Annotated in this window: 21 protein-coding genes; 9 read left to right on the forward strand and 12 right to left on the reverse strand. The window is 61.5% G+C overall.

Features of this window, described 5'->3' with window-relative positions:
• Positions 1-2: 2 nt before the first annotated feature.
• The 8 genes from ccsA to PW789_RS04785 form a co-directional block, all read right to left on the reverse strand.
• Entirely contained in the window at positions 3-692 is a 690-nt protein-coding gene (gene ccsA / locus PW789_RS04750) for a cytochrome c biogenesis protein CcsA (RefSeq protein ID WP_299372187.1), read from the reverse strand.
• A 341-nt stretch (positions 693-1,033) separates the two neighbouring features.
• Positions 1,034-1,855: a hypothetical protein gene (locus tag PW789_RS04755; protein ID WP_299372190.1), complete on the reverse strand. Its 822-nt coding sequence runs from the start codon at positions 1,853-1,855 to the stop codon at positions 1,034-1,036.
• 558 nt (positions 1,856-2,413) lie between these two features.
• Positions 2,414-2,818, reverse strand: a complete 405-nt coding sequence (locus PW789_RS04760) for a hypothetical protein (protein WP_299372193.1) — start codon at positions 2,816-2,818, stop codon at positions 2,414-2,416.
• A 34-nt stretch (positions 2,819-2,852) separates the two neighbouring features.
• Positions 2,853-3,449, reverse strand: a complete 597-nt coding sequence (locus tag PW789_RS04765) for a TetR/AcrR family transcriptional regulator (protein WP_299372196.1) — start codon at positions 3,447-3,449, stop codon at positions 2,853-2,855.
• Positions 3,450-3,779: 330 nt separating this feature from the next.
• Complete coding sequence (locus PW789_RS04770; protein WP_299372199.1) at positions 3,780-5,138, reverse strand: GGDEF domain-containing protein; 1,359 nt, start codon at positions 5,136-5,138, stop codon at positions 3,780-3,782.
• Between the two features lie 95 nt (positions 5,139-5,233).
• Positions 5,234-6,091, reverse strand: a complete 858-nt coding sequence (locus tag PW789_RS04775; RefSeq protein WP_299372201.1) for a DUF817 domain-containing protein — start codon at positions 6,089-6,091, stop codon at positions 5,234-5,236.
• A gap of 54 nt (positions 6,092-6,145) precedes the next feature.
• Positions 6,146-6,637 (reverse strand): lipocalin-like domain-containing protein, encoded by a 492-nt coding sequence (locus PW789_RS04780; RefSeq protein WP_299372204.1) that lies wholly within the window; start codon positions 6,635-6,637, stop codon positions 6,146-6,148.
• A gap of 68 nt (positions 6,638-6,705) precedes the next feature.
• On the reverse strand, positions 6,706-7,683 hold the full coding sequence (locus PW789_RS04785; RefSeq protein ID WP_299372207.1) for a LysR family transcriptional regulator: 978 nt from the start codon (positions 7,681-7,683) through the stop codon (positions 6,706-6,708).
• Positions 7,684-7,831: 148 nt separating this feature from the next.
• Here PW789_RS04785 and PW789_RS04790 point away from each other — a divergent pair, with 148 nt between their 5' ends.
• On the forward strand, positions 7,832-9,286 hold the full coding sequence (locus PW789_RS04790; RefSeq protein ID WP_299372210.1) for an FAD/NAD(P)-binding protein: 1,455 nt from the start codon (positions 7,832-7,834) through the stop codon (positions 9,284-9,286).
• A gap of 11 nt (positions 9,287-9,297) precedes the next feature.
• On the opposite strand, the gene PW789_RS04795 is transcribed toward PW789_RS04790, so the two are convergent.
• Positions 9,298-10,023, reverse strand: coding sequence for a hypothetical protein (locus tag PW789_RS04795; protein ID WP_299372213.1), 726 nt, complete (start codon positions 10,021-10,023; stop codon positions 9,298-9,300).
• 382 nt (positions 10,024-10,405) lie between these two features.
• On the opposite strand from PW789_RS04795, the gene PW789_RS04800 reads away from it, so the two are divergent.
• The 7 genes from PW789_RS04800 to PW789_RS04830 all read left to right on the forward strand — a co-directional run bounded on the left by PW789_RS04800 (position 10,406) and on the right by PW789_RS04830 (position 17,457).
• On the forward strand, positions 10,406-10,924 hold the full coding sequence (locus PW789_RS04800; RefSeq protein WP_299372215.1) for a GNAT family N-acetyltransferase: 519 nt from the start codon (positions 10,406-10,408) through the stop codon (positions 10,922-10,924).
• A complete protein-coding gene (locus PW789_RS04805; RefSeq protein WP_299372217.1) occupies positions 10,921-11,715 on the forward strand; it encodes a hypothetical protein in 795 nt (264 codons plus the stop codon). The genes PW789_RS04800 and PW789_RS04805 overlap by 4 nt, the downstream gene beginning before the upstream one ends.
• Before the next feature lie 722 nt (positions 11,716-12,437).
• On the forward strand, positions 12,438-13,028 hold the full coding sequence (rsmG, locus tag PW789_RS04810) for a 16S rRNA (guanine(527)-N(7))-methyltransferase RsmG (protein ID WP_299372220.1): 591 nt from the start codon (positions 12,438-12,440) through the stop codon (positions 13,026-13,028).
• A gap of 714 nt (positions 13,029-13,742) precedes the next feature.
• Positions 13,743-14,714, forward strand: coding sequence for a ParA family protein (locus PW789_RS04815; protein WP_299372223.1), 972 nt, complete (start codon positions 13,743-13,745; stop codon positions 14,712-14,714).
• Positions 14,715-15,121: 407 nt separating this feature from the next.
• Positions 15,122-16,102: a ParB/RepB/Spo0J family partition protein gene (locus PW789_RS04820; protein ID WP_299372226.1), complete on the forward strand. Its 981-nt coding sequence runs from the start codon at positions 15,122-15,124 to the stop codon at positions 16,100-16,102.
• A 743-nt stretch (positions 16,103-16,845) separates the two neighbouring features.
• On the forward strand, positions 16,846-17,028 hold the full coding sequence (locus tag PW789_RS04825; RefSeq protein ID WP_299372229.1) for a hypothetical protein: 183 nt from the start codon (positions 16,846-16,848) through the stop codon (positions 17,026-17,028).
• 81 nt (positions 17,029-17,109) lie between these two features.
• Complete coding sequence (locus tag PW789_RS04830; RefSeq protein WP_299372232.1) at positions 17,110-17,457, forward strand: hypothetical protein; 348 nt, start codon at positions 17,110-17,112, stop codon at positions 17,455-17,457.
• A gap of 149 nt (positions 17,458-17,606) precedes the next feature.
• On the opposite strand, the gene PW789_RS04835 is transcribed toward PW789_RS04830, so the two are convergent.
• The 3 genes from PW789_RS04835 to PW789_RS04845 form a co-directional block, all read right to left on the reverse strand.
• Positions 17,607-18,533, reverse strand: a complete 927-nt coding sequence (locus PW789_RS04835; RefSeq protein WP_299372236.1) for a GDSL-type esterase/lipase family protein — start codon at positions 18,531-18,533, stop codon at positions 17,607-17,609.
• Between the two features lie 339 nt (positions 18,534-18,872).
• Complete coding sequence (locus tag PW789_RS04840; protein WP_299372239.1) at positions 18,873-20,057, reverse strand: EAL domain-containing protein; 1,185 nt, start codon at positions 20,055-20,057, stop codon at positions 18,873-18,875.
• A 5-nt stretch (positions 20,058-20,062) separates the two neighbouring features.
• Positions 20,063-20,242 carry a DUF1059 domain-containing protein gene (locus PW789_RS04845; protein WP_299372242.1) on the reverse strand — a complete coding sequence of 60 codons (180 nt, stop codon included), beginning with the start codon at positions 20,240-20,242 and terminating at the stop codon, positions 20,063-20,065.
• A 456-nt stretch (positions 20,243-20,698) separates the two neighbouring features.
• Between PW789_RS04845 and yidC the strand changes: the two genes are divergently transcribed.
• A complete protein-coding gene (gene yidC / locus PW789_RS04850; protein ID WP_299372245.1) occupies positions 20,699-22,528 on the forward strand; it encodes a membrane protein insertase YidC in 1,830 nt (609 codons plus the stop codon).
• The last annotated feature ends 186 nt before the right edge of the window (positions 22,529-22,714 follow it).

Raw genomic sequence — 22,714 nt, forward strand, 5'->3', positions numbered from 1 at the left:
GCTCAGGCCTCCAGCGCATTCATGGCCGCCGACTCCGCAGCCTCTTCCTCACGTACTGCAATCGCATACCGCGCCCAGATCAGCGTGCATCCCCAGAAGAACCACGCTGCCATATTCCACAACAACGCCGGCCACATCGACCGGTCCAGCGAACCATCCCCCGTCAGCACAGGCGCAGGATGCTGCGTTCGCCACCATCGAATGCTCATAAACACAATCGGCACATCGATACCCGCGAACACACTCAGCACCGCCGCAATCACCGGCGACTGTTGCGACGAGAACCGGCGCACCAGCAGGTAGCTCACATACAGTAGAAACAGCATCAGGAAGCTCGTCAGCCGCGCATCCCACGTCCACCAGATGCCCCACACCGGCCGACCCCACAGCATCCCCGTAATCAGGCCCAGCCCCACATACAGCACCGTCACCTCGGCCGTCGCCACCGCCAGAGCATCCAGCTTCGCTGCCAGCACCGGCCGCTTCCCGCGCACACAAAGAAACGCGATCGACGCCAGCATATTCACATACGGAAAGATCTCCGCCGAGATGTTGATCGGCACATGCCAATAGAAGATCCGATAGATCGAGCCCATCGTCGCTTCCACCGGAGCAACGAAGACAGCCTCATAGAAACCGATCAACAGTAGAGCGATGCTGAAGCCAAACAGCATCCAGAACAGGCGTCTCATAATCCATCCAGTCTATCCGTTGCCACCGCGAATCAAACGGAAGCGCCATTCAAGCCCTCAGCACCACTCAAGTCGAGAGCGCCGGTTCAACCCGGAAGTGTCATTCCGAGCGAGCGCAGCGAAGCCGGGGAATCCCCGCATTCCGTCCGCATCTGCACTCTACCAACAGGCCCCCCACCCACAACGCTGTCATTTCTATCGAAGGATCGCAACGCGATGCGCCGTGGAGAAACCGGGGTCCCCGGCGAGCCTGCTCGCTGGAGTTGTAGAAACCCGCTGTCTGACCCCAGCTTCCACCCCAGCCACAACCCACCCTTGCACGATCACCCCAGCCCCCACCATCACCGCCCCACAAAATACCGCGCACACCCGGCCTTCACATCCACCGGCACAATCCCATCCTTCGTCACCTGCACCACATCCACGTGCCCGCCCACGGCTTCGCTCCCCGCTGCAATCGACCCAATCGTCTTCTTCAGCGCCGCCGTCCTCTCCTCCGTCGTCTTCGCCGAGAGCAGCAGCGTATTGATCTCCGTCTTAACCCTGCCGTCCGAGCCCGTCTGCAGCGGCTTCATCTCCCCCACGCCGCCAAACCCCTCGCCCTCCACCGCATTCGTGTGCACGCGAATCCCCACCCCCGGCGCATATGAGGCCTCCGACGTGTAATGCAGCAGCTCGCCCTTCCAGTCGAACAACACAAACGTCGCCTGCAGAAACACCCCGTTCCTGTTCCGCTGATTGCTCTCCGCAAACCCCTTCGGATCATCCTCAATCGCCTGCTCATAAGGCTTCTCCACCCGCTTCAGCCACGCCGCAATCCCCGCCACCAGCTCCTCACGGCTCTGCGCCCGCGCAATCTCTTTCATGTCGAGATCGAGAACGCTCGTTATCCCGCTCACGCCCACCGTCCCTGCAACCCCCACCACCGTCCTGCCCATCGCACGCAGCTTGCAGGCGTCATACGTCGCCGCCCGCGCAATCGGAACCACCGTGCCGTCCCCACGCACCACGCTCGTCGAAGGAATCACCTTACTGTCCGCGGCGATCACGATCTCTTGCGCATCGTTGATCCACAGGATCGCCGTGCCATGCCGCGACGTCTCACCCCACGCCACCCCACTCGCCACCAGCAAACAAACCGCAACACCCCGGAAGATCCCCATACCGCAAGCCCTCATCACACCAACAATTCTTGCACCGCATCCGCGATACGTCCCAGCCATTCCCCAGCGCAGCGAAGGAATCCACGCTCAACCGGCAGCGCCGCAGTCAACGACAGCATCGCTGCCAATGCAGTGCAGCAATGCAGCTAACGCAGCCCGCGCACAGCCTCATCAGCACACGAAGTAAAGAAGTGTCATCTCGACCGAAGCGAAGCGCAGTGGAGAGACCCGCTTCTCAACCACCAAATTCCAAGCCTTGCATGTCATTCCGCAGCGGGACGGCGTCTCCAGCCAGCTTGCGGCCGTGGCAAGCAGCGAAGCAATCTGCTCTCCTCGCCCAGCCATCAAGACAGAAGCCCACGTCAAGCTCTGGGCGCGGCATCCTCATTCAAACCACGGCACAACCGCGGGTGCCCCATACATGCAGTTTCATCGCATGTGTGGGCATTCGAGCGCAGCTCGAACCGCCTTGATCAAAGACACTCCCTCTTTGCCATTTCGCACCAACGCAAAAAATGCCCCACGCTCGCCTGGCGAACGCGGGGCAACCTTCGAAGCCTACTTCGCTTCGCCCTTCAGCAACACACGCAGCGGAGCCAGCGGCCCCAGCGGCATGTACTCAAACTCCATCAGCTTCGCCTTACCCAGCGGAAGCTGCTCCAGCAGCGCACGCGCCTCATCCACCGACGTCACATTCATCAGGAACACCACGCCCTTGCCGTCCTCGCGAAACCACCACTGATCGATCTTTCCATTCAGATACAGCTGCACCGTCTGCGGAACCTCGTGCGGCATAATCGTCGCCCGCTGCTCCGCCGTCATCGGTCCCGTCAGCGAACCGATTGCCAGAATTTTCGTCGTAGGTACCGATGGCATCGCCGCCACAGCCTGCGGGACCTGCGCGTGCAACGTTCCCGAAATACAAAGCGATGTTGCAATCAACAAAAGACGTGCGCGAATCATGAAGCCTCCTCGTTGTTTGGGATCTACTGATGCATCATCTGTGGTGCTGCAGAATGAACTCCCTCGTCTCCCGCAGAAATGCGTCGGCCAGCGAAGCATCATTTGCAATCCGCGAAAGCATCAGGCCTCCCACCATCGCCGACACCACGCCGATCGCCCTCTTCTGCGCCTCGCGCCGCGAGCCCGCATCCACACGCTTCGCATCGACCTGCTTCGCGACCGCACGCACCAGCCTCTTCAAACCATCCGTCGCCACCTGCGATGTCTCCTCATCCGCACGGCGCAGCTCCGTCCCCAGCGCGGCCAGCGGGCATCCGTCCGCCACCTGCTCGCGATGTCGCTTCGAAAGATAGCCCTTCACCAGCACATCGATCGCTGCACCCGGCTCTGCCTCTGCCGTCCGCCGCTCAACACCCGCGATCAGCTCATCCAGGCTCGCCTGCATTGCCTCCGTCACCAGCTGCCCCTTCGACGCGAAGTGCTTATAGAAGCCTCCCTGCGTCTCCAGCCCCGCGGCCTGCATCAGCTCGCTCAGCCCCGTGCCGTCGATGCCGTTCTCCCGAAACGCACGCGATGACGAAGCCACAATCCTCTTCCGCGTCTCCGCCGTCTCCTCGCGAGACTTCCTCATCCCAACCTCCGGTCGCTGAACCAATTCTCCAGTGGAACCCAGCTTTAAAATAGATGGTATACAAAATCTAAATTAATCACACGAAATTCTCCTCGATCCGGCAGCCTGCCAGTCGCTATCCATCGCAAAACCTACTGGCGCCGCTCATGCAGCAGAGCTGCGATGCATCCGCCTCGTCCACCGAAGCCGACCACACCTCATCCACCGAAAGCTCGCCGGAAGAAGCCTTGTCCTTTCACCGAAGCAGCGGAATGCTTCGCAGTGGAGAAACCCGCTTCTCCACCGCGGTAGTTTCTTCGCTGCCTCTCTTCAACCCAACCCGGGCGGCGCCTACTGTGACAGAACTACACCAGCCTCCGCCCTCCCGTCTGCGAAGACTAACCGGTTCCGCCCCTGCTCCTTCGCCGCGTAAAGCGCCCGGTCTGCGCGTCGCAACGCCGCCCGCAGCGGGTCCTTGCCCGGGCCTACCTCCGCCGCGCCGATGCTCACCGTCGTACCGACCGTCTGTCCTGCCACCGTCACGCGGATCACCTCGAACGCCTGCCTCAGTCGCTCCGCAATCGACAGCGCCTCCTTCTTCGAACAGTCAGGAAGCAGCATGCAGAACTCCTCGCCGCCATAACGGCTCAGCAGATCCTCCGCCCGAGTCGTCTGGCGTGCGGTCGCAACGAACGCGTGCAGCAGCAGGTCACCCGCCTCATGGCCGTACGTATCGTTCACCTTCTTGAAGTGATCCAGATCGAACAGCAGCAGCCACACCGGCTCAAGACTCTGCCTGCAGCGCTCGATCTCCGGCTGCGCCAGCTCGCGAAACCCCGCGCGATTCAGCGCGCCTGTCAGCCCATCGTGCCGGGCTACGTTCAACAGTTGATTCGCATAGCGCTCATTCAACATCAGCAGAATCGCCTGGCTCCACACCAGGAAGATTCCCAGGAACATCACCGCGAACGCAGGAGCCAGCCACTCCATGTCCAGGTTGTCTCTACTCGTCCACGCAAAATGCATCACCCGCAACACCGTCGTTACAAAGGCAAGCGCAAACGCAGTCATCGCCAGGCGACGCATGTCCAGCGGCTCTTCGCGTTGCCCCATCCAGCATTCGACGAAGCACGCGACGCAGAAACACGCGCTCACCAGCGAGTACACGTAGATATGCCATGTCAGATTATCGACCGTTGAAATCGGTAGACTGAACAGCAGCGTGATCAGCACCGGCGGCAGCCATACCACCGTCCAGATCACAGCCCTTCCATCGAAGCGCCGCAGCCCGGCCCACATCAGGCTGAAGAACGCGATCGCCAATCCGTTCGCGATCGCCGTAATGAAGTTCGGCCCCTGCATCGCAAACAAACCAAATAAAAGGCACCCGCACCCGCAACTCAGATTCGCAAAGCCCCACAACGGAAAGACCGTCTCGGTAGGCCGTCGCATCCAGTGGAATAAAAACAATCCCCCAAAGATGCTCGCGCTTAGCATCATCACAATCAGCAGCGTAGCCGTGTCGAGATGCATGTGCTGTTCAGCCGATGTCGCCTGCTGCGCGTTCAGCGGCGTACCGATCAAACTCAACAATAGCGCAGCAAACCCCGGGAACCTTCGAGCGACGGTCAGCATGAACGAACTTGTCCTTCTTGAGATCAGGCGATAGGGGAGTCTTGAAGGCAGAGCTGCCACCAGCAACGCCAGCATATGCACTCCTGCTTCAAGTCTAGCGACGTTGAACGAGACGCATCATGAAAGAAGATGCAGACCCCAGTTTGGACCCGCTGTTCGACCACCAGCACTCAACCCGCCTCGTCCACCGGCGGCCTCTCCGGCCGATGCGCCAGCGTCACCAGGATAAAGCTGATGATCATCAGCAGAAACCACGCACCGTACTTCGACGCATGCACCAGCCGCCACGCATTCCTCTGGTCGGGATACACCCAGATCGCGCCGAACGTCCCAACGTTCTCCGCACCCCAGATAAACAGCGCCACCAGCGCAAACCCGAGCAGCAGCGGCATCCGTCGATACACACGATACGGCTTGTAGTACACCCACGTGCTGCCATACATCACCGCCACCAGCGCAAACAACACCCAGCGGATGTCCGGAAGAAAGTGATGTGTGAAGAAGTTCGCATAGATCGCCGCCGCCAGCATCAGCGTCCATTCCCGCCGCGGATAGTGCGTGTACCGCATGTCGAGAATCCGCGACGCGCGCGCCAGGTAGCTTCCCACCGACGCATACATAAAGCCCGAGAACAGCGGCACATGCCCCACGCGAAACACGTTCGCCTCCGGGTAGCTCCACGATCCCACGCTCGTCTTGAACAGCTCCATCACGGTCCCGATCACGTGAAACATCAGGATCACCTTCGCCTCACGCAGCGTCTCCATGCGCAGCGCCAGCAACAGCAGCTGCATCGTCAGCGCCGCGAGAAACAGAAAGTCATACCGCGCCAGCCATGCATGCGGAGGCCACCACAGCTTCGTCGCCAACACCAGCAGCAGGATCAGCCCGCCAAACAAACACGCCCATCCCTGCTTGAAGCCGAAGAGAAAGAACTCCCACCAGAAGGCGTTCCAACGGCTGCGCGCAACATGCCGCTCCAGCCGCAACCGTATCTCGTGAAATCGTGTCTTCGTCGTAGCCAGCATGGGGTAAGGATCACCACTACCTTAGCCCACATCCCGCTTCAGCCACTACTGCGTTCACTCGGCCTTCTGCGCTCTCCGCAACACCGTCACCGGAATCGATCCATCGGGACGCGCCGCCACCTTCCACTCCAGTTCATCGCCGCGCAGGGTATACGCCCGCACCTGCGTCGTATCGTCCCAGTTCGGGTTCGATGCGCGATCGACATGAAAGCTGATCGTGCCCTTCGCCGAATCCAGCATGTACGTTCCGAAGTGCACACTCATCCCCAACGCTGCCTGCTTGTATTCGTCCGCCGTCACCTTCGTCTTATCGTCCGAAGAAAACCTCGCACGATCCGCGCGATAGATCTCCACCATGTAATGACCATCCTTCGTGAACACCACCAGCCCATGCGGATTCATGCCGTAGTCGGCAATCCTCGTGCCGTCCGGCAGAATCTTGTCCGCGCCCGTAAGCAGCCACGTACCCGCGATCGAATCCGTTTGCACATGCATCGCCACCGACGGCACAAAAAGAAGAGCGAGAAGAATCATCCACCTGGTCATGTCGCCAATCTAGCGACGCCACACCCGCAGCACAATTTGATAGTTCTCACCACACAAGTGATCGACACTCACGAATGCATGCGCTGCTGCAGCGTCGATTCATTGGTCGCGTCATACATCAGGTGCCGCGTCTTTGCCGCGCTCTTCGCCACCGTCTTCATCGATGCATTCTTCATTACCTCTGTCTTTGCAGAAGACAACAACCCCACCAGTCCGTCCGCAAGCAGCGACGCCATCCGATCCATCGCCACGCCACTTGAAGCCGCACTGCGATGCAGCGTGACCGGCAACGTACCCAGCGCCGGAAGATCGTGCAGCGATCTTCCCCACACCAGTCCCTGCGGCAGATTGAGCGCCGTCCTCGCCGTTACGCCAAGCCCGCCAAGCAGCGCGAGCCACAACCCATCCAGGCTCGGACTGTTCGCCGCAATGCGATACGCCATCGCTTTCTCATCCAGCTGCTCGATCGCGCGCCTGCGAAAGATGCATCGCGGCCCCAGAGCCGCCAGCGGCAGCGCCTGCCCTGTCTGCGGAACATAATTTTCCGCCGAAATCCAGACCAGCTCCACTTCGCCAACCTTCGTCGCCGCCGCCCGCTCTTCATGCCCCAGCACTACCGACAGATCGATCTGCGAACGCTCCGTCGCCTCCGCCAGCGCGGCATTGCCTTCAATACGAAGCTCCACCTGCATCTGCGGATACAGCGCCGTAAACCGCGACAGCACCGCAGGCAGCATCGACGAAAGATCCATCGTGCAGCCGATACGAATGTGCCCCGCAACGCTCGCGCCCTGCATCGTCTCCAGCAGTTCATCGTTCAACGCAAGAATCCGTCGCGCATACTGCAGCGCAACCTCACCCGCCTCCGTCAACGCCAGGCCGCGTCCACGCTTGCGAAATAACGCTACGCCAACATCGTCCTGCAGACGCTTCATCTGCAGACTGATCGCCGAAGGCGTCCGCCCAAGACGCTCCGCCGCCTGCGCCAGCCCACCAAGATCGTGCGCCGCCGAAAATGTTCTTAACGTATCCAGATCGAGATTCATTCGCGTCGTCATAACGAGTGCCTAGTTTAGACGCAGCCCGCCGCCGCAATCTCACAACGCCGCTCCGACGCACTTATACCGCATAAGAATTTCCAAATTCCCTCACCCCCACCTCCACCGCTCTAATCAACACAGCAAGGAGGCACACATGCTCACCAACGCGAAGACCATCGCCATCATCGGAGCCGGCGCATCCGGCACCCTCACCGCCTACCACCTCATTAGCCAGGCCGAGCGCAACCGCCTTCCTCTGCGCGTCCTCCTCATCGACCCCCGTCCGCAGCTCGGCCTCGGACTCGCCTACTCCACCCCCAGCCTGCGCCATCTCCTCAACGTCCCCACCGCGAAGATCTCCGCCATCCCCTCCGACCCCGACCACTTTCTCCGCTGGGTCCGTGCCCACTACGATCCCACCGTGCAGCCCTTCTCCTTCATGCCGCGCGCCATCTTCGGCCGCTACCTTCGCTCCCTCCACGCCGAAGTCGCCTCTCGCATCGAACACATCCCCGCCACGGCCACAAGCCTCGTCCGCCGTGCCGACAACACCCTCCTCATCACCCTCAGCGACGAAGCCGCTCGCAGCGGCAACACAACAGTCACCGTCGACCACGTCGTCCTCGCCACCGGCAACTTCGATCCGCAACCGCTCCCCAACATCTCACCCGCCGCCCTCGAGCGCGGCCTCTACCGCAACAACGCCTGGGCACACGACACCTTCGACGACCTCGATCCCGCCGCACCCATCGCCCTCATCGGCACCGGCCTCACCGCCGTCGATGTCGTGCTCCGCCTCCGCGAGCTAGGCCACCACGGCCCCATCACCTGCGTCTCCCGCCACGGCGTCTTCTCGCAGCGCCACATCGAAACCGCACCCACTCCCGCGCCCGTCATCCCGCGCGATACCCCACCCACCGCACTCGCCTATCTTCGCGCGCTGCGCAACGCCATCGGCGCCGGCATCCCCTGGCGAGCCGCCGTCGACAGCCTGCGCTCCATCACCAACCAGCTCTGGCTCGCACTCCCCCTCGACGAACAGAGCCGCTTCCTTCGTCATCTCAACCGCCGCTGGCTCGTCGTACGTCACCGCATGGCCCCAGCCATCGCCGACGTCATCGAAGCCGAACTCGCCGCAGGTACTCTCCGCGTCATCGAAGGCAGCTTCGCCGGACTCACGCCCGACACCGGCAACAACGCACGCATCAACGTCCGCACCGCCGAAGGCCTCGCAGCCGTAACCGCCACACGCGTCATCAACTGCACCGGCCCCAGCGCCAGCTACCGTCGCGTCGACTCCCCCATCCTGCACAGCCTCTTCGCGCAGGGCCTCGCCACCCCCGGCCCCCTCGGAGCCGCCATCAACACCAGCAACGACGGCGCACTCATCGACACCGAAGGCCACGCTGCCACCAACCTCTTCACCCTCGGCCCCGCCCGCCTCGGCAATCTCTTCGAATCCATCGCCATGCCCGAGATCCGCGAGCAGGCCAACGACCTCGCCCGCCTCCTCCTTGCCCGCATCGCATCCAACACCGCCGCAACCTCATTCCCCGCAGCCTTCATCGACACCGCCGCAGAAGCCGCATCAGCAACGCTGTCCCGCTGAAGCCAACTGTCTCAGTCCAGTTGTGCGTTCGTCTCCCCGCCATCCCGACCGCAGCGCTCCCCCGCGACCCGGCAAAACTCCACCACCAACGGATGCGGCGCGCCCTCTCGCGACCGTGCCTGCGGCACAAACAGCGTCCCTACAAAAAACGGATGCATCTCCATCTCCGCCACCCGCGCCTCACCCTCCTGGTCGAACCCCGAGATCCGCAATCCCGCCATCTCCAGCTGCGGCACATACATCTTGTTCAAACCAAAGTTGCAGTAGAACTCCTCCTCCGTCCGCAGAGCACCATAAGCCTCCTCCGCCCGCGACCCCGGCTTTAGCTCGACCTCCATCGTCTTACCCACCAGCGAGCACTCCAGCCGCTGTACCACCAGCCGCGAAGCATAAGGATCTGTCTCCGCATGCGCAGCGTCCTCGATCCCCGCCACGTTTCGCGCCACCTCGATCACCATGTGCTGAAAGCCGCCACACGTCCCCAGCATCGGAACCCCGCTCTCCCGCGCATACCGAATCGCCTCCAGCGCGCCCTCCATGCTTCGGTAAGGACTCCCCGGCGCACACCACAACCCATCGAACGCCGCCAGATCATGCACCGCCTCCGTCGCCAGCCACTCGCCATGCACCTCGATCCCCAGCGCCGCCGCCGCATGCTGCAACGCATCATCCGTAAACCGATGCGTCTTGTTCCCCGCGTCGAAATCCCCAACAATCCCAATCCGAACCGCCGCCATCGCCACAACCTCTCCTCACCTTATTAACTAAATAGTTAACATGAAGTTCTAACATTCATCCATATATCCATTCTTCTCCGCCCAATCTCTTCGATCAATCCCATCCATCACCGTTGTTTGTCATTCTGCAACCCTTTGGCTTGTGTTTCCTCAGCCAGTTAGCTTGTCATTCCGTAGCGCAGCAGAGGAATCTGCTTTCTTTACCCAACCCAAAACCCTGTCATTTCGACCCGAAGCATCGCAACGCGATGCGCAGTGGATGCGCAGTGGAGAAACCTGCTTCTCTACCACTTCCGCCCACCCAGACAGGCGAAGCAAACCACCCAGCCACAATCCCAACCACTCTGCTAACGTAAACACCACCAACACCAAGAGGATCCAAGTGCCGCTACCGCCTGCCAATGCTCTGCTTCGCCCCATGACCGCTGCCGACCTGCCCACCCTCATCTCCATCGGCCGCCGCATCTGGCAGGAGCACTATGTCCCTATCATCGGCCAGGCCCAGGTCGACTACATGACCGCGCAGCGCTTCACCACCGACTATCTCTCCCGCTACCTCGACGCCACCGACAAGTGGCTCCTCCTCCTGGAGCTGGAGAACGAGACCGTCGGCTACTGCAGCTACTCCCTCGGCCCCGCCGCCGACGAGCTCAAACTCGAGCAGCTCTATCTCCTCCCCACCCACCACGGACAGGGCCTCGGCCGTCTCATGCTCCACCACATCCAGCAGCAAGCCCTGCAGTTCGACCGCCCCGTCCTCTGGCTCACCGTCAACAAACATAACGCCGCCTCCATCGCCGTCTATAACAAGTCCGGCTTCACCGTTCGCGAAGAGGCTGTCTTCGACATCGGCAACGGCTACGTCATGGACGACTACGTGATGGAGAAGCGTCTCGCATGACCCCCCGTCGTCCGGAGGAGCCCGAGGACAACGACCCGCGCGACCTCGAAGATCGCGAAGATTACCTTCTCGTTAACGATTCCGCCAATACCCATAGTCGCCACACAGATCTCGGCAACGCTCCCGGCCAGTACGCAGACCAGGACAACTCTCTCAACCCCAGCAGTTCGCGCCCGAATCGCTTCTCTGGCCCGAATCGCTCTTCTGAAGACGGCGCCGCCGCCAGCAACAGTCCCGGTCCCATCGGTGCTTTCATCGATCGCATCGGCATGACCGCCACCCTCGGAGCCGCCGCCGCCATCCTCACCGCCGGCGTCGCCCTCTTCAACGCCTTCCATAGCCGTAACGGCACCCCGCCTGACGCTCCACCCCGCCGCGTCGTCGCCGGCTTCCTCCTCTCCGACTACTGGTCCGGCATCCCATCCGGAACCACCCAGCCGCTGATCTTCCATCTCCTCACCGAGGAATCGCCCGCCGCCAGCCTCCCCGCATTACTTCCAGGCACCCTTCCGGGTTCGGCACCCTTACCGGCAAACTCCGGCCCATCCCGCTCCACCGAGGTCTCCGGGACCCTGCGCAACCCCTGCCAGGGCGATGCCGTCATCCAGATCGACTCCGGCTCCTGGGATGGCCGTCGCCTGACCATCCTGGTCTCCAGCACCGGAACCGGTCATCCGCTAACCATTGACGTGCAACGCATCGGTGATCACCTCGAAGGCACCGCCCACCAGGACGCCTTCCGCGGACCCATCATCCTCCACCGCGGCGAGATCCCCTGTAACTCCCACTAGCACCGCCAGATTGTTCCACGTGGAACAATGCACCCCGATATGGAAGCGCTCCTTTCTGTACGCAACGCGGACGGGGCACGGTCAGGTTGCTCGCTGAGCAGACCGTGAAGTGCTTTTTCCCCAAGGTCATCCGCAATTCCCTTGAGCCAACAAATGCCCGTAAGCCGGTAAATGCCTTCCCGTCGAGGATTGTTCCACGTGGAACAATGAGCGCTGTTCCACGCTCAAAAGGATGTTTTACGCGCCTTTTATCCAAGGAAAGGCCCTGAAATCATTAGTAGGCCCCTAATGGCACGGCTTCATCCGTGCCGTTCCTCTAGGACAACCGCAATTGTTCCACGTGGAACAATTGCCTTCCCGCACCGGCCCCCCCGGCTATGGGCGATTTGAGATAAAGCCGCAAGCTGATCCGGAAACCCGGTCGTTTCGGAATAACAAAGCAAGAAGTGCGGAAGCGGGCTTAGCGTTTCGAGGGATATTTGCGCCGTTCCGGCATGGGGAGGGTTCCATAAGGCTCAAATTGTTCCACGTGGAACAATTTCACCCCTCGCACCAGGGCGGACGGCCCTTGTGTTGTCATTCCGCAGCAAAGCGGAAGACTCCGCTGTTCACTTCCTAGACCTGAATCAGTTGACCGTAGCCAGATTGTTCCACGTGGAACAATCGCCCAACCGCTCACAAGCAAATGTTCCACGTGGAACATCTGCGATACTGACAATCGCATGCCCGTCCTCTCTGAATCGCGTATCGCCGAGCTTCTGGCCCCGTATCTTGCTGTCCCGCAGGGGATTCTTCCCCGGCTTTCGATTTATCTTGACCTCCTGGTGCGCTGGAACGGGCGGACCAACCTTACGGCAATCCGCGAACCCGAGGAGATGGTGCGGCGGCACTTCGGAGAGAGTCTTTTCGCGGCTCAGCATGTCGGAACCCCGGAGACGCTGCTCGATCTCGGCTCCGGTGCAGGCTTTCCCGGGCTTCCTATTGCCCTGTCGCGGCCTGAGATTGCCGTGACCCTGGCGGAGTCGCAGGGAAAGAAGGCTTCCTTCCTGCGCGAAGCGGTCCGGACGCTACAGATGGACAATGTCGAGGTCTGGGCTGGGCGCGCGGAGCTGCTCTCCCGCAGCTTTCACACCGTGACGCTCCGGGCCGTGGACGATATGGTCGTAGCACTGGCTGCTGCCGACCCTCTGGCTTCGAACCAGATGGTCCTTTTGGCGACAGAGGCCCCGGAACTTCCTGCTGGATGGAAGGTTGCGGAGACTCTGGCTCTGCCGGAGAGCGTGAACGGGGTTCTGCTGCGAGCTGTGCGGTAGAGAATGTTCCACGTGGAACAATTAGGGCTGGTTTTCCAGTGGCGTCCGTGGAATTTAAGGAAAACCTGGGCGATTCATGCGGCGAATGTTCCACGTGGAACATTATTTAGCTGCGGAGGAAATGCCCTCAGCGGCTAAAGCCGCCTTTTCCGTGTGTTTGGGGCGGCACGGTTGAAGCCGTGCTCTTTAACGAGGCTTGGCTTTGAGGTAAAGCGGGTTTCTTTACCGCGCTTCGCTTCGAGGTTGTGGGTACTTGTTTCGCGTGGGAATGAAGAGGGTTGGTCGGAAAGCAGGTTCCCTCCATTGTGGGTGCTTTCCGCCTTTGGTCGGGGTGACAGGGGTTGGAGGGATTATTTCGCGTGGCTGCGAGGGTCTGACGGCGGCTTACGCGGGATCGATTCCTGGCTGCGCTGGGCCTGGTGGCAAAAGGGTAAGTTTGGATGGGAGAGATGTTGCGAGCGGGGTGATTCAGGGAGGCTTTGAGGGGCTTCTTTGTTCCACGTGGAACAAAGATTTCCACATTGCAAGGGGTTTGGTGCATGTCGGAAATCCGCTCAGGGAGCGGGGTCCGAGAGTTCTGCACAGGTTTTGGGAGTTATACACAGGCTGTGAGGCATTGCCTGTGGAGGGAGCGTCTCTTTAGTCTTCTGAGAGTCGCCATGACCACGAATTAACCCACACGGCAGGCTGTCGGAGACGAGCTTCGATGGAGAGATGGCTGTGGAGAAGGACGCCGAAAACAGGATGACGGACCAGGCCACGGAGCAGAAGAAGGACACGAAGTCCAACGCGGGCACGAAGGCGCAGGCCAAGGTGCTTTCGATCGTGAATCAGAAGGGCGGCGTGGGCAAGACGACCACGGCGATCAACCTGGCGGCGGCGCTGGCGCTGGAGGGAGTTCCAACACTCTTGATCGATTGCGATCCGCAGGCGAACTCGTCGGGCGGCCTGGGCGTGACGCGACAGGCGGAGGGCGAGGAGCCGAGGCTGAGCACCTACGATCTATTAATAGGTGAGGCCACGATCTCCGAGGTGATGATGCCGACGGAGATGGAGCACCTGAAGCTGGTGCCCAGCTCGAAGAACCTGATTGGCGCGACGATTGAGCTGATCGAAAAAGAAGAGCGCGAGTTCCGGCTGAAGAAGGCGCTGGAGCCGGTGCTGGGAGACTTCAAGTTTGTGCTGCTGGACTGCCCGCCGGCGCTGGATCTGCTGACACTGAATTCTTTGGTTGCGAGCGACGGTCTGTTGGTGCCGATGCAGGCGGAGTACTTTGCGCTGGAGGGTATCTCGGAGCTGGTGTCGACGATGGAGAAGGTCGCGTCGGCGTTCAACCCGAAGCTGGCGTTGGAGGGCGTGCTGATGACGATGTATGACGATCGCACGAACCTGGCGATGCAGGTGACGGAGAACCTGAAGAACTTCTTCGCCGACAAGCTGCTGAAGACGACGATTCCGCGCAATGTGCGCCTGGCCGAGGCGCCGAGCCATGGCAAGCCGGTGGCGCTGTATGACGCGAAGTCGAAGGGCGCGGAGGCTTATCGCGACCTGGCGCTGGAGCTGTTGCAGCGCAATGGGATGGAGTCGCCGGAGGTGAAGCGGCGCAAGGCGGCTGCGGCAGCCGCGGCGAGTTCGCTGAAGAGCTTTCAGCAGCCGGAGAAGAAGAAACGGTTCTGGGGGAAGTAATTTTTCTGGTTCCACTATTAATAGTGGAACGGTTGGGTTCGGCTGTTGCTGCGTTGGTGTTTGTGGTTTGAGGACTGGGCGTCGGGTTTGGCTGTGAAGGGTTGCTCGCGTGGCCGGGTCATATTCCTGGTCGAACAGCGGGTCTCTCCACTTCGCTGCGCTTCGGTTGCGATGACACCAATTTTGACTGGTCTGTGAGTTCGTTTTGTGGAGTTTGTTCTGTGGAGTTTGCGTTGGGCTGCATGGAAGCAGATTTCTTCGCTGTGCTGCAGAATGACAATGCAAAAAAGCTTTGGAACGACGATGCCCGAAGATTTGGAGTGACCCCGATATGGTTTTGATCTGGGGCTGTTCCCTTCGCGATCAGATTTTGCGGTAGTGATTTTGAGTTAGGACGGTACGTATTTATGGCGACGGCTACGGATAACAAGCGGCGAGCGTTGGGTAAGGGATTGGAATCATTGCTGCCTTCACGGCCGGCGGCGGGTGCGGCGAAGCCGGCTGCGGCTGAGGGTGCGAAGACGGAGAAGGTGGAGATTGCGGCCGCTGCGGCGGCGGCTCCTGAGATCGTCGGCAAGCCGCTTGAGATTGAGCTGGATCATATCGAGCGGAACCCCTGGCAGACGCGTGCTCACTTCGATGAGCTGGCGCTGAAGGAGCTGGCGGATTCGATCCGGGCGTCGGGCGTGGTGCAGCCGATTGTGGTGCGGCTGCTGCCGGGAGCGGGTGAGGATGGACCTCGTTACCAATTGATAACGGGTGAGCGGCGCTGGCTGGCGTCGCGACGCGCGGGCAAGGCAACGGTGCCGGCGATCGTTCGGACGGTGAACGATTCGCAGGTGCTGGAGATGACGATCGTCGAAAACCTGCAGCGCGCGGACCTTAACCCGATGGAGCAGGCGCGGGCGTTCTGGCGGATGTCGAACGAGTTCCGGCTGACGCAGGAGCAGGTGGCGATCCGGACGGGTAAGGAGCGAGCGACGGTGGCGAACTTCATGCGGTTGATGAAGCTGCCGGAGTCGGTGCAGGAGAAGGTGGAGACGGGGATCCTGAGCTTCGGCCATGCGAAGGCGTTGCTGGCGCTGGAGGAGCCGGAGGCGATTGCGGGCGCGGCGCAGAAGGTGCTGGCGTTGTCGCTTTCGGTGCGGCAGACGGAGAGCTATGTGCAGGGCCTGATCAATCCTGAGCTGCGCGAGAAGAAGGAGAAGGGGCTGCCGGAGCAGACGGTGGACCCGAATGTGCGCGAGGCGGAGGACAAGCTGCGGCGGACGCTGGGATTGAAGGTGAAGATCGAAGACAAAAAAGGCAAGGGCCGCGTGATCATCGAATACTCGGGGTTGGAGGATTTCGATGCCCTGCTGGAGATGCTTGGATCTCAGGGTAATTAATTTGTAGCTATATAGGTTACATATTTAAGGCCGCCTCGATCATTCGCAATGCTTTATTTATGCGGAGGTCGAGGCATTTCTTTTTTGTGTGCTGGTGTGGAGTCAAGGTCTCATGTCCATTTGTAACTGTAATGGTTGCGATTGTGCGAGGGTGAGGCTGCGAGACGCATGAGGTCGGGCGGCTGCGGGTGTAGGGTGGGAACGTTTTGCCTGCTGCGCCGTCTTTCCTGCAGAGGATGGTTCGGCATTCTTTAATGACTGTGAAGCGATGAGCGAATGAATCGTTGTGCTCGATCTTCCTCTTTGTCTTCGGCTCGTTGGATGCCCGGCTGGGACGGCCACCGCTTGATGGCGACGGCGACTACGGATGCGGCGGTGACTCTCGCCGATTCCGATGCGGTGCGATCCGGTCGGCGCAGGCAAAGCGCGACCCGGCGGCAGTTTGGATTCAGGTTGGATCCGCGCACGCTGACACATGCTGTCGCACGCTGACACTGCTGTTTGGTCACAGGAAAAATGACGAGAGATGTGCTGGTTTTGGGAAGCGCACAGCGTGATGAACCGTTGTGGGTTCGCCTGGGGATTTGCTTTGGGTGGAGGCATCTCGGTCTGCGGCGGGGGCATCTTCCCTTGCAAGCTGTGGGCGGCTCGTTTTTGGGGCGTGTTCAGGTTTGGTCAGACGCAGGTTTCGGGTTTGATCAGGCGCGGCTCGGGAGTCAGACACAACGCAGGAGGAGGACGAGATGCCCACACCGGAGATTGGACAGCTGGTTCGTTTGGATGGCCACGAGGAGAGGCTCGTGGTGAAGTCGTTGAGCGGCGACGAGCGCATGGTCGAACTGGTCACGCTGACGGGGCACCCGTGTTCGCTGACGGAGGTGCCGGTGGAGGATCTGCTGCCGGGAGAGGATCTTTCGGCGGGCTGACGGATTTGATGGACGGCGTGCGCGGTCTTCTGCGTGGCGGGCCTTTACTTGTAGCTGCTGGCGGTTGGATGGGGGACAGCGATGAACAAGGTCAGGATCCGAAAGGTGAAGAACCACGGCGTGAAGGATATGATGGGCGCCGTGGCGGTTGGCGTCACGGAGCCTGTGCGCATGGTGCGCGTGGGCAGGCGGGAGACGCGGCAGGCGATGGAGGCCGCAGCAAAGGACGAGCGTCCGCACCTTTGCAGATTGGGGAGGATGGAAGGCTACGATCCGAAGCTCGATGCGCAGGCGGACCACCTGGAGGCGCTGCGGTGCCTGGCGTTTTTAGTGCGGCATGACGCGGGGCGCCCGGACAAGGTACGCGAATATGTGGCGCAGATAGATCTTGTTCTGGACAAGATGGAGTGCGAGCTGCGCGAGTCCTAAATTTGTAAGTGGCTTTATGGCGGCTTGCGGGCCGCTTTTTGTTTTTAAGGGGAGCGGACTTCCTGCACTGCTTCGCTGAACGGCATTGTGCTGGCGATGTGGGGCAGGCCTGGCGTAGGTCTCGCACGGTTGAAGCCGTCTGCTGTCTTTTAGTGCGGCCTGGTGCGTGGGGTGTCGTTGAGCAGGTTGGAGAGGGTGGGTTCGATGGCCTCGGCCATCTTGTGTTGCGCGTTGGTGTCAGGGTGGAGGGCCTTGCCGGGGTGGGGGAGGCGCGGGTCGTAGAAGATGGCCGTGTCGAGGGCGCCGTCAGGCTTGAGGAAGGTGGGGGTCAGGTCGAGGTAGGTGATGCGGCTTTCGGCTTGATCGTGAGGTGATGGGGTGGGTTGTTGGCTGGGAGTGTTGGGTGGTGGAGAAGCAGGTCTCTCCACTGCGGCGCTGTGCGCCTTCGGTCGAGATGACAACTCTGCGGTGGTGGAGGTTGTGGCGGAGGGGGTGTGGCCGTAGCGTTTGGCCAGGTAGGCGTTGATGGCTTTGTCGGCGGCAGTTTTTTCGGGGGAGACGTCACTGGGGAGGATGCCCAGGAGGAGGATGCGGGTCTGGGGGAGGCGCTGAGCGAGGGTGCCGATGATGTTGTCGATGCCGGCGATGGTCTGTTCGGCGGTCTGATGCTCGTGGCCGGTGTTGTTGGTTCCGATGAGGAGGATGGCGACGGAGGGTTTGATGTTGTCGATCTCGCCGTGGGTGAGTCGCCAGAGGACGTTGGCGGTGGAGTCGCCGGAGAAGCCGAGGTTGAGGGCGTGGCGGGGGGCGTAGAACTGGTTCCAGGTGGGGAGGAAGTTCTCGTCGGGCGGGTTGGATTTTTCGTAGTTCTGGGTGATGGAGTCGCCGATGAGCAGGAGGCGGATGTCGGGGCGGCGGGCGAGCTGGTCGAGGATGTGCTGGTGGCGCTCGGCCCACCAGGGCTCGTCGAGGCGCGGGCGCGGGGCGATGGCGGGGAGGAGCTGCTGCATGGTGGGCTGCTGCGCGGCGAGGGGCAGCGGGAGCAGGAGCAGGGTGGCGAGGAGGAGGCGGATCACGTGGGTGATTTTACGGATGGTTCGCGCTGCGCGCGAATGATCCCACATCTGGCAAAGCCACCCGGGTGCATGTGCGGGCGTCGGGTCATCGGGCAACGGGCTGGGAGGGAGTGTTGGTAGAGAAGCAGGTCTCTCCACTGCGGCGCTGCGCGCCTTCGGTCGAGATGACATTTCTGGTGGTGGGGATGTGGTTCGACCGAGATGACGACTTCTGGTGGTGATGTTGTCCGGTCTGGATGACACTTCTGATGGTGGTGATGTGGTTCGGCTGGGATGACGGCTTCTGAGATGGGGTGGTGGGCTTCTGTGGGGGAGGCTTCTTCCGGCGGTGCGGGTGGTTTAGAGGCTGTATTGCTCGTCTAGGGAGAGGATCATGGAGACGAGGCGGTGGATCTCTACCAGGCCGGTGCATTCGCCTTCGGGGTTGATGACGACTACTGGGTCGAAGCGTTGTTTGGGTTCGCGGGCCAGGATGCGGTGGAGGACCTGGCGGGGTTCGCTGGAGGACTGGGTGCGCATGAAGACGTCGATCTGGCGGAGGCCGAGGACGGGGTGGCGCTCGAGGATGCGGGTGGGGCGGCGACAGGTGTCGACGATGATGGCGGCGGGGTAGTCGGGGAAGTGCTGCAGGGCGGCCTCGGCGTCGTTGAGGGTGGGGCAGATGGCGCAGATGGACATGTGCGGCTCCATGGCGTGGGAGCGGTGCTCGAGGGAGCGGCGGTTGAGCAGGGCGGTGACGTCTTCGCTGAGGCTATCCATGGTGGGGGAGGGGCGGCCGAGGAGGTAGCCCTGGGCGAGGGGGACGTCGATGCGGATGAGTTCGTCGAGCTCTTCGACGACCTCGACGCCTTCGGCGATGATCCAGGCGTCGAGCCGGTCGGCGGCGGCGCCGATCATCTCGATCATGGTGAGCCTGGTGCGGTCGTTGTGGCAGTTGTGGACGAAGTGCCGGTCGAGCTTGATGAAGTCGGGCCGCAGCTCGATGATGTGCTGCATGGAGGCGTAGCCGGAGCCTGCGTCGTCGACGGCGACGAGGCCGCCGTGGGCGCGAACCTGGGCCTCGCGTTCGCGGACGGCGGCGTAGTTGGTGATGGAGGTCTCTTCGGTGATCTCGACGACGATGCCGGAGAGGTCGCCGGTGGCGGCGAGGGTCTGGAGCCAGAGGTCGGAGAGGAGGTACTCGGGGCCGACGTTGATGGTGAGGAAGCAGTTAGGGGGAAGGCTGGGGCGGCTGGCGAGGGCGAGGTTGCAGACGAGGTGTTCGAGCGGGAGGCGCTTGCCGTGGCGGGCGGCGCGGAGGAGGAAGGTGTCGGTGGCGAGGCCTTCGGTGTTGGGAAGGCGGGTGAGGGCCTCGTAACCGGCGATGGTGCCGCGGTGGAGGTCGACGATGGGCTGGAAGAGGAGCTGGGGGCTGACTTCGAGCGCAAGGAGGGATGTGAGCTGACGGGCGAAGGTCTGCTCGGCGGCGCTGCTGGGGGAGACGCCGCGGTCTGTCAGGGGGCCAGGCAGGTGACGGAGATCCATCCGGTTCAGGGGGTAACGTCCTGGATGCCGGCGATGACCTGATCGACGACGTGCTGGGGGACGTCGTCGATGCCGTGATCGTGGCGGGCGTGGACGGCGACCTGATCAAGGATCTGCTGCTCGGTGTCGGCGTTGAAGGTGTGTTTGCAGCCGGGAATCACGTCGCCGCAGGTAAATCGTTTCATCGCAAAAAACCCTTGCATGCTGATTGCACCGCGGAATTCCCCCTGTTGTGCAGGTGGCTCGCGGTGCTGGCCTTAGTTAGTTTAGTGACGCTCTATCAATGCTTAGCAGCCCGACCGCGAGATGTCGAGGGGGGGTGCCTCCTATGCACTGGTTTGGGGGCATGTTTTTCGGAAGGGCAGAATTATTGGAAGTTTTATTGGATGAATGGCGGGTGAAAGAAAGCAGATTCCTTGCTGCGCCCGGAATGACAAGGCTGGAAAGGCGGAAGAGCGCAAGGGCGCAGGGAATGCAAGGCGCAGAGGTGCAAGAGATCCAGGAAAGGCGTGAAAGCGGAAGAAAGAACTAAGAGCGAAGGGGCGGGGAGCGCTGATTTACCATAGAAGATGCACCTCTCCGTGCGCTTTCGGGCGTCCGGCGGGGCTAGCCTTTTGTTTCAGCAAAGAACAGGAACACGCTTGGCAGAGTTTAAGAACCCAAATCAGCAGGGCGGCAGCGGCGGCGGGCAGGACAGCCGGTCGCTCTTCGTCATGATGTTCGTGATGCTGGCCGTCTTCTTCGGTCTCAGCTACTACCGCTCGAAGAAGAATCCGCAGACGGTCTCGCCGAATGCGGCGGTGACGCAGAGCCAGCAGGCGGCGAGTACGCCCACGGCTCCGAGCGCGGCGCCAGTGACGGGGAGCAAGGCGGCTGCGGCTGGCGGTGCGTCTTCGACGCCGGGTGCGGGTGCGGTGCAGGCGGCTGCCGAGTCCACCGTGGTGGTGGAGAACGAGCTGTACCGGATCGAGTTCACCAACCGCGGCGCGCAGGTGAAGAGCTGGGTGCTGAAGCAATATAAGGACTCGGACAACAAGCCGCTGAACCTGGTGCACACGCAGGCGGCGGACAAGTTCGGCTATCCGCTGTCGCTGTACACGTATGACGCGGGGCTGAATGCGGCGCTGGCACAGGGGCTGTATGTCTCGTCGGCGACGGGCCAGGTGGCGGCACCGGGCTCGGTGACGTTCAAGTATGCAGCGGACGGCGTCGAGGTGACGAAGACGTTCTCGTTCGACGAGACGTATGTGATTCATGCGGACACACAGGTGACGAAGAACGGTGCGCCGGTGCGTGCGCTGATCTCGTGGCCGGGCGGCTTTGGCGACCAGGACAATGCGCTGGCGTATAACGGCGCGCAGGTGGACTACTCGAAGGGCCAGGACGCGTCGCACGTGGCGCCGAAGAAGGTTTCGGGCGGCGAGACGCTGAATGGGCCGTTCGACTGGGCGGGTGTCTCGGACAGCTACTTTGCGGCGATCTTTCTGCCGGACCAGCCGGAGACGGCGAGCCTGATTCTGCAGCACGACGAGCTGGACGTGGCGAAGACGATTCACCGGACCGGTTTCGGTTCGGGCTCGCCGGCCAAGGGCGCGATCAATGTGCCGATTCTGGGCGCGGCGCTGGGCGATACGAGCGGCCATACGCAGATGCGGATCTACGCGGGACCGAAGGCGGTCAACGTGTTGCGCAACATCAACTCGACCGCGGTGGACGGCAAGAAGACTTCGCTGGAGCCGCTGCTGGACTTCGGGTTCTGGGGACCGATCGGGAAGTACCTCTTCCTCGGGCTGCAGTTCATTCACCAGCACATCGTGTCGAACTGGGGATGGGCGATCATCCTGCTGACGCTGCTGATCAACGTGGTGCTGCTGCCGTTCCGCGTGAAGACGATGCAGTCGGGTTTGAAGATGCAGCGGATTCAGCCGCAGATGGACGCGATCAAGGAGCGGTACAAGAAGTACAAGATCAACGATCCGAAGCGCAACGAGATGAACACGGAGATCATGAAGCTGCAGAAGGACAACGGGGTGAACATGTTCGGCGGATGTGTGCCGACGCTGATCCAGTTGCCGCTGCTGTTCGCGTTCTTCTCGATGCTGCCGAGGGTGGTGGAGCTGCGGCACGCGTCGTGGGGCTGGTTGCATGACCTGACGGCGCCGGACCCGTATCACATTCTTCCGATCGTGATGGTGGTGAGCCAGTTCCTGATGCAGTACTACACGCCGTCGCCGGGTGTGGACCCGCAGCAGCAGAAGATGATGGCGTTCATGATGCCGGCGGTGTCGGGCTACTTTATCTGGAACTACGGCTCGGGTCTTGGACTGTACTGGGCTGTCGGTAACTTCTTCGGCATCGCGCAGCAGATGGTGATGAATCGCACATCGCTGGGCAGGGAGATGCGGGAGATTGCGGCGAAGCGGGCACGGCGTAAGGCTGGCGCTCCGGCTACGCTGCAGGGTAAGCGGTAGTTGGTTGGTGTTGTGAGAGCGAGCCTCCCCTTTGCGGGAGGCTCGCTTGTTTGGCTTTGTTCAATCCTCGATGATGCTGCGGCACAGCGTGCGAACTGCGGGGGTTCCTCGGTTCGCTACGCTCTCTCGGAATGACAAAGTCGTGGAGGGTGTCAGGAGTGCAAAGAAGAAGGGCCGATTGCTCGG

This window comes from Edaphobacter sp. (assembly GCF_028283685.1).
Taxonomy (GTDB): Bacteria; Acidobacteriota; Terriglobia; order Terriglobales; family Acidobacteriaceae; genus Edaphobacter.

Bases quoted from the DNA above. Each gene is read 5' to 3' on its own strand.
- ccsA (WP_299372187.1), bottom strand. From the start codon at position 692: ATGAGACGCCTGTTCTGGATGCTGTTTGGCTTCAGCATCGCTCTACTG.
- PW789_RS04755 (WP_299372190.1), bottom strand. From the start codon at position 1,855: ATGGGGATCTTCCGGGGTGTTGCGGTTTGTTTGCTGGTGGCGAGTGGG.
- PW789_RS04760 (WP_299372193.1), bottom strand. From the start codon at position 2,818: ATGATTCGCGCACGTCTTTTGTTGATTGCAACATCGCTTTGTATTTCG.
- PW789_RS04765 (WP_299372196.1), bottom strand. From the start codon at position 3,449: ATGAGGAAGTCTCGCGAGGAGACGGCGGAGACGCGGAAGAGGATTGTG.
- PW789_RS04770 (WP_299372199.1), bottom strand. From the start codon at position 5,138: ATGCTGGCGTTGCTGGTGGCAGCTCTGCCTTCAAGACTCCCCTATCGC.
- PW789_RS04775 (WP_299372201.1), bottom strand. From the start codon at position 6,091: ATGCTGGCTACGACGAAGACACGATTTCACGAGATACGGTTGCGGCTG.
- PW789_RS04780 (WP_299372204.1), bottom strand. From the start codon at position 6,637: ATGACCAGGTGGATGATTCTTCTCGCTCTTCTTTTTGTGCCGTCGGTG.
- PW789_RS04785 (WP_299372207.1), bottom strand. From the start codon at position 7,683: ATGAATCTCGATCTGGATACGTTAAGAACATTTTCGGCGGCGCACGAT.
- PW789_RS04790 (WP_299372210.1), top strand. From the start codon at position 7,832: ATGCTCACCAACGCGAAGACCATCGCCATCATCGGAGCCGGCGCATCC.
- PW789_RS04795 (WP_299372213.1), bottom strand. From the start codon at position 10,023: ATGGCGGCGGTTCGGATTGGGATTGTTGGGGATTTCGACGCGGGGAAC.
- PW789_RS04805 (WP_299372217.1), top strand. From the start codon at position 10,921: ATGACCCCCCGTCGTCCGGAGGAGCCCGAGGACAACGACCCGCGCGAC.
- rsmG (WP_299372220.1), top strand. From the start codon at position 12,438: ATGCCCGTCCTCTCTGAATCGCGTATCGCCGAGCTTCTGGCCCCGTAT.
- PW789_RS04815 (WP_299372223.1), top strand. From the start codon at position 13,743: ATGGCTGTGGAGAAGGACGCCGAAAACAGGATGACGGACCAGGCCACG.
- PW789_RS04820 (WP_299372226.1), top strand. From the start codon at position 15,122: ATGGCGACGGCTACGGATAACAAGCGGCGAGCGTTGGGTAAGGGATTG.
- PW789_RS04825 (WP_299372229.1), top strand. From the start codon at position 16,846: ATGCCCACACCGGAGATTGGACAGCTGGTTCGTTTGGATGGCCACGAG.
- PW789_RS04830 (WP_299372232.1), top strand. From the start codon at position 17,110: ATGAACAAGGTCAGGATCCGAAAGGTGAAGAACCACGGCGTGAAGGAT.
- PW789_RS04840 (WP_299372239.1), bottom strand. From the start codon at position 20,057: ATGGATCTCCGTCACCTGCCTGGCCCCCTGACAGACCGCGGCGTCTCC.
- PW789_RS04845 (WP_299372242.1), bottom strand. From the start codon at position 20,242: ATGAAACGATTTACCTGCGGCGACGTGATTCCCGGCTGCAAACACACC.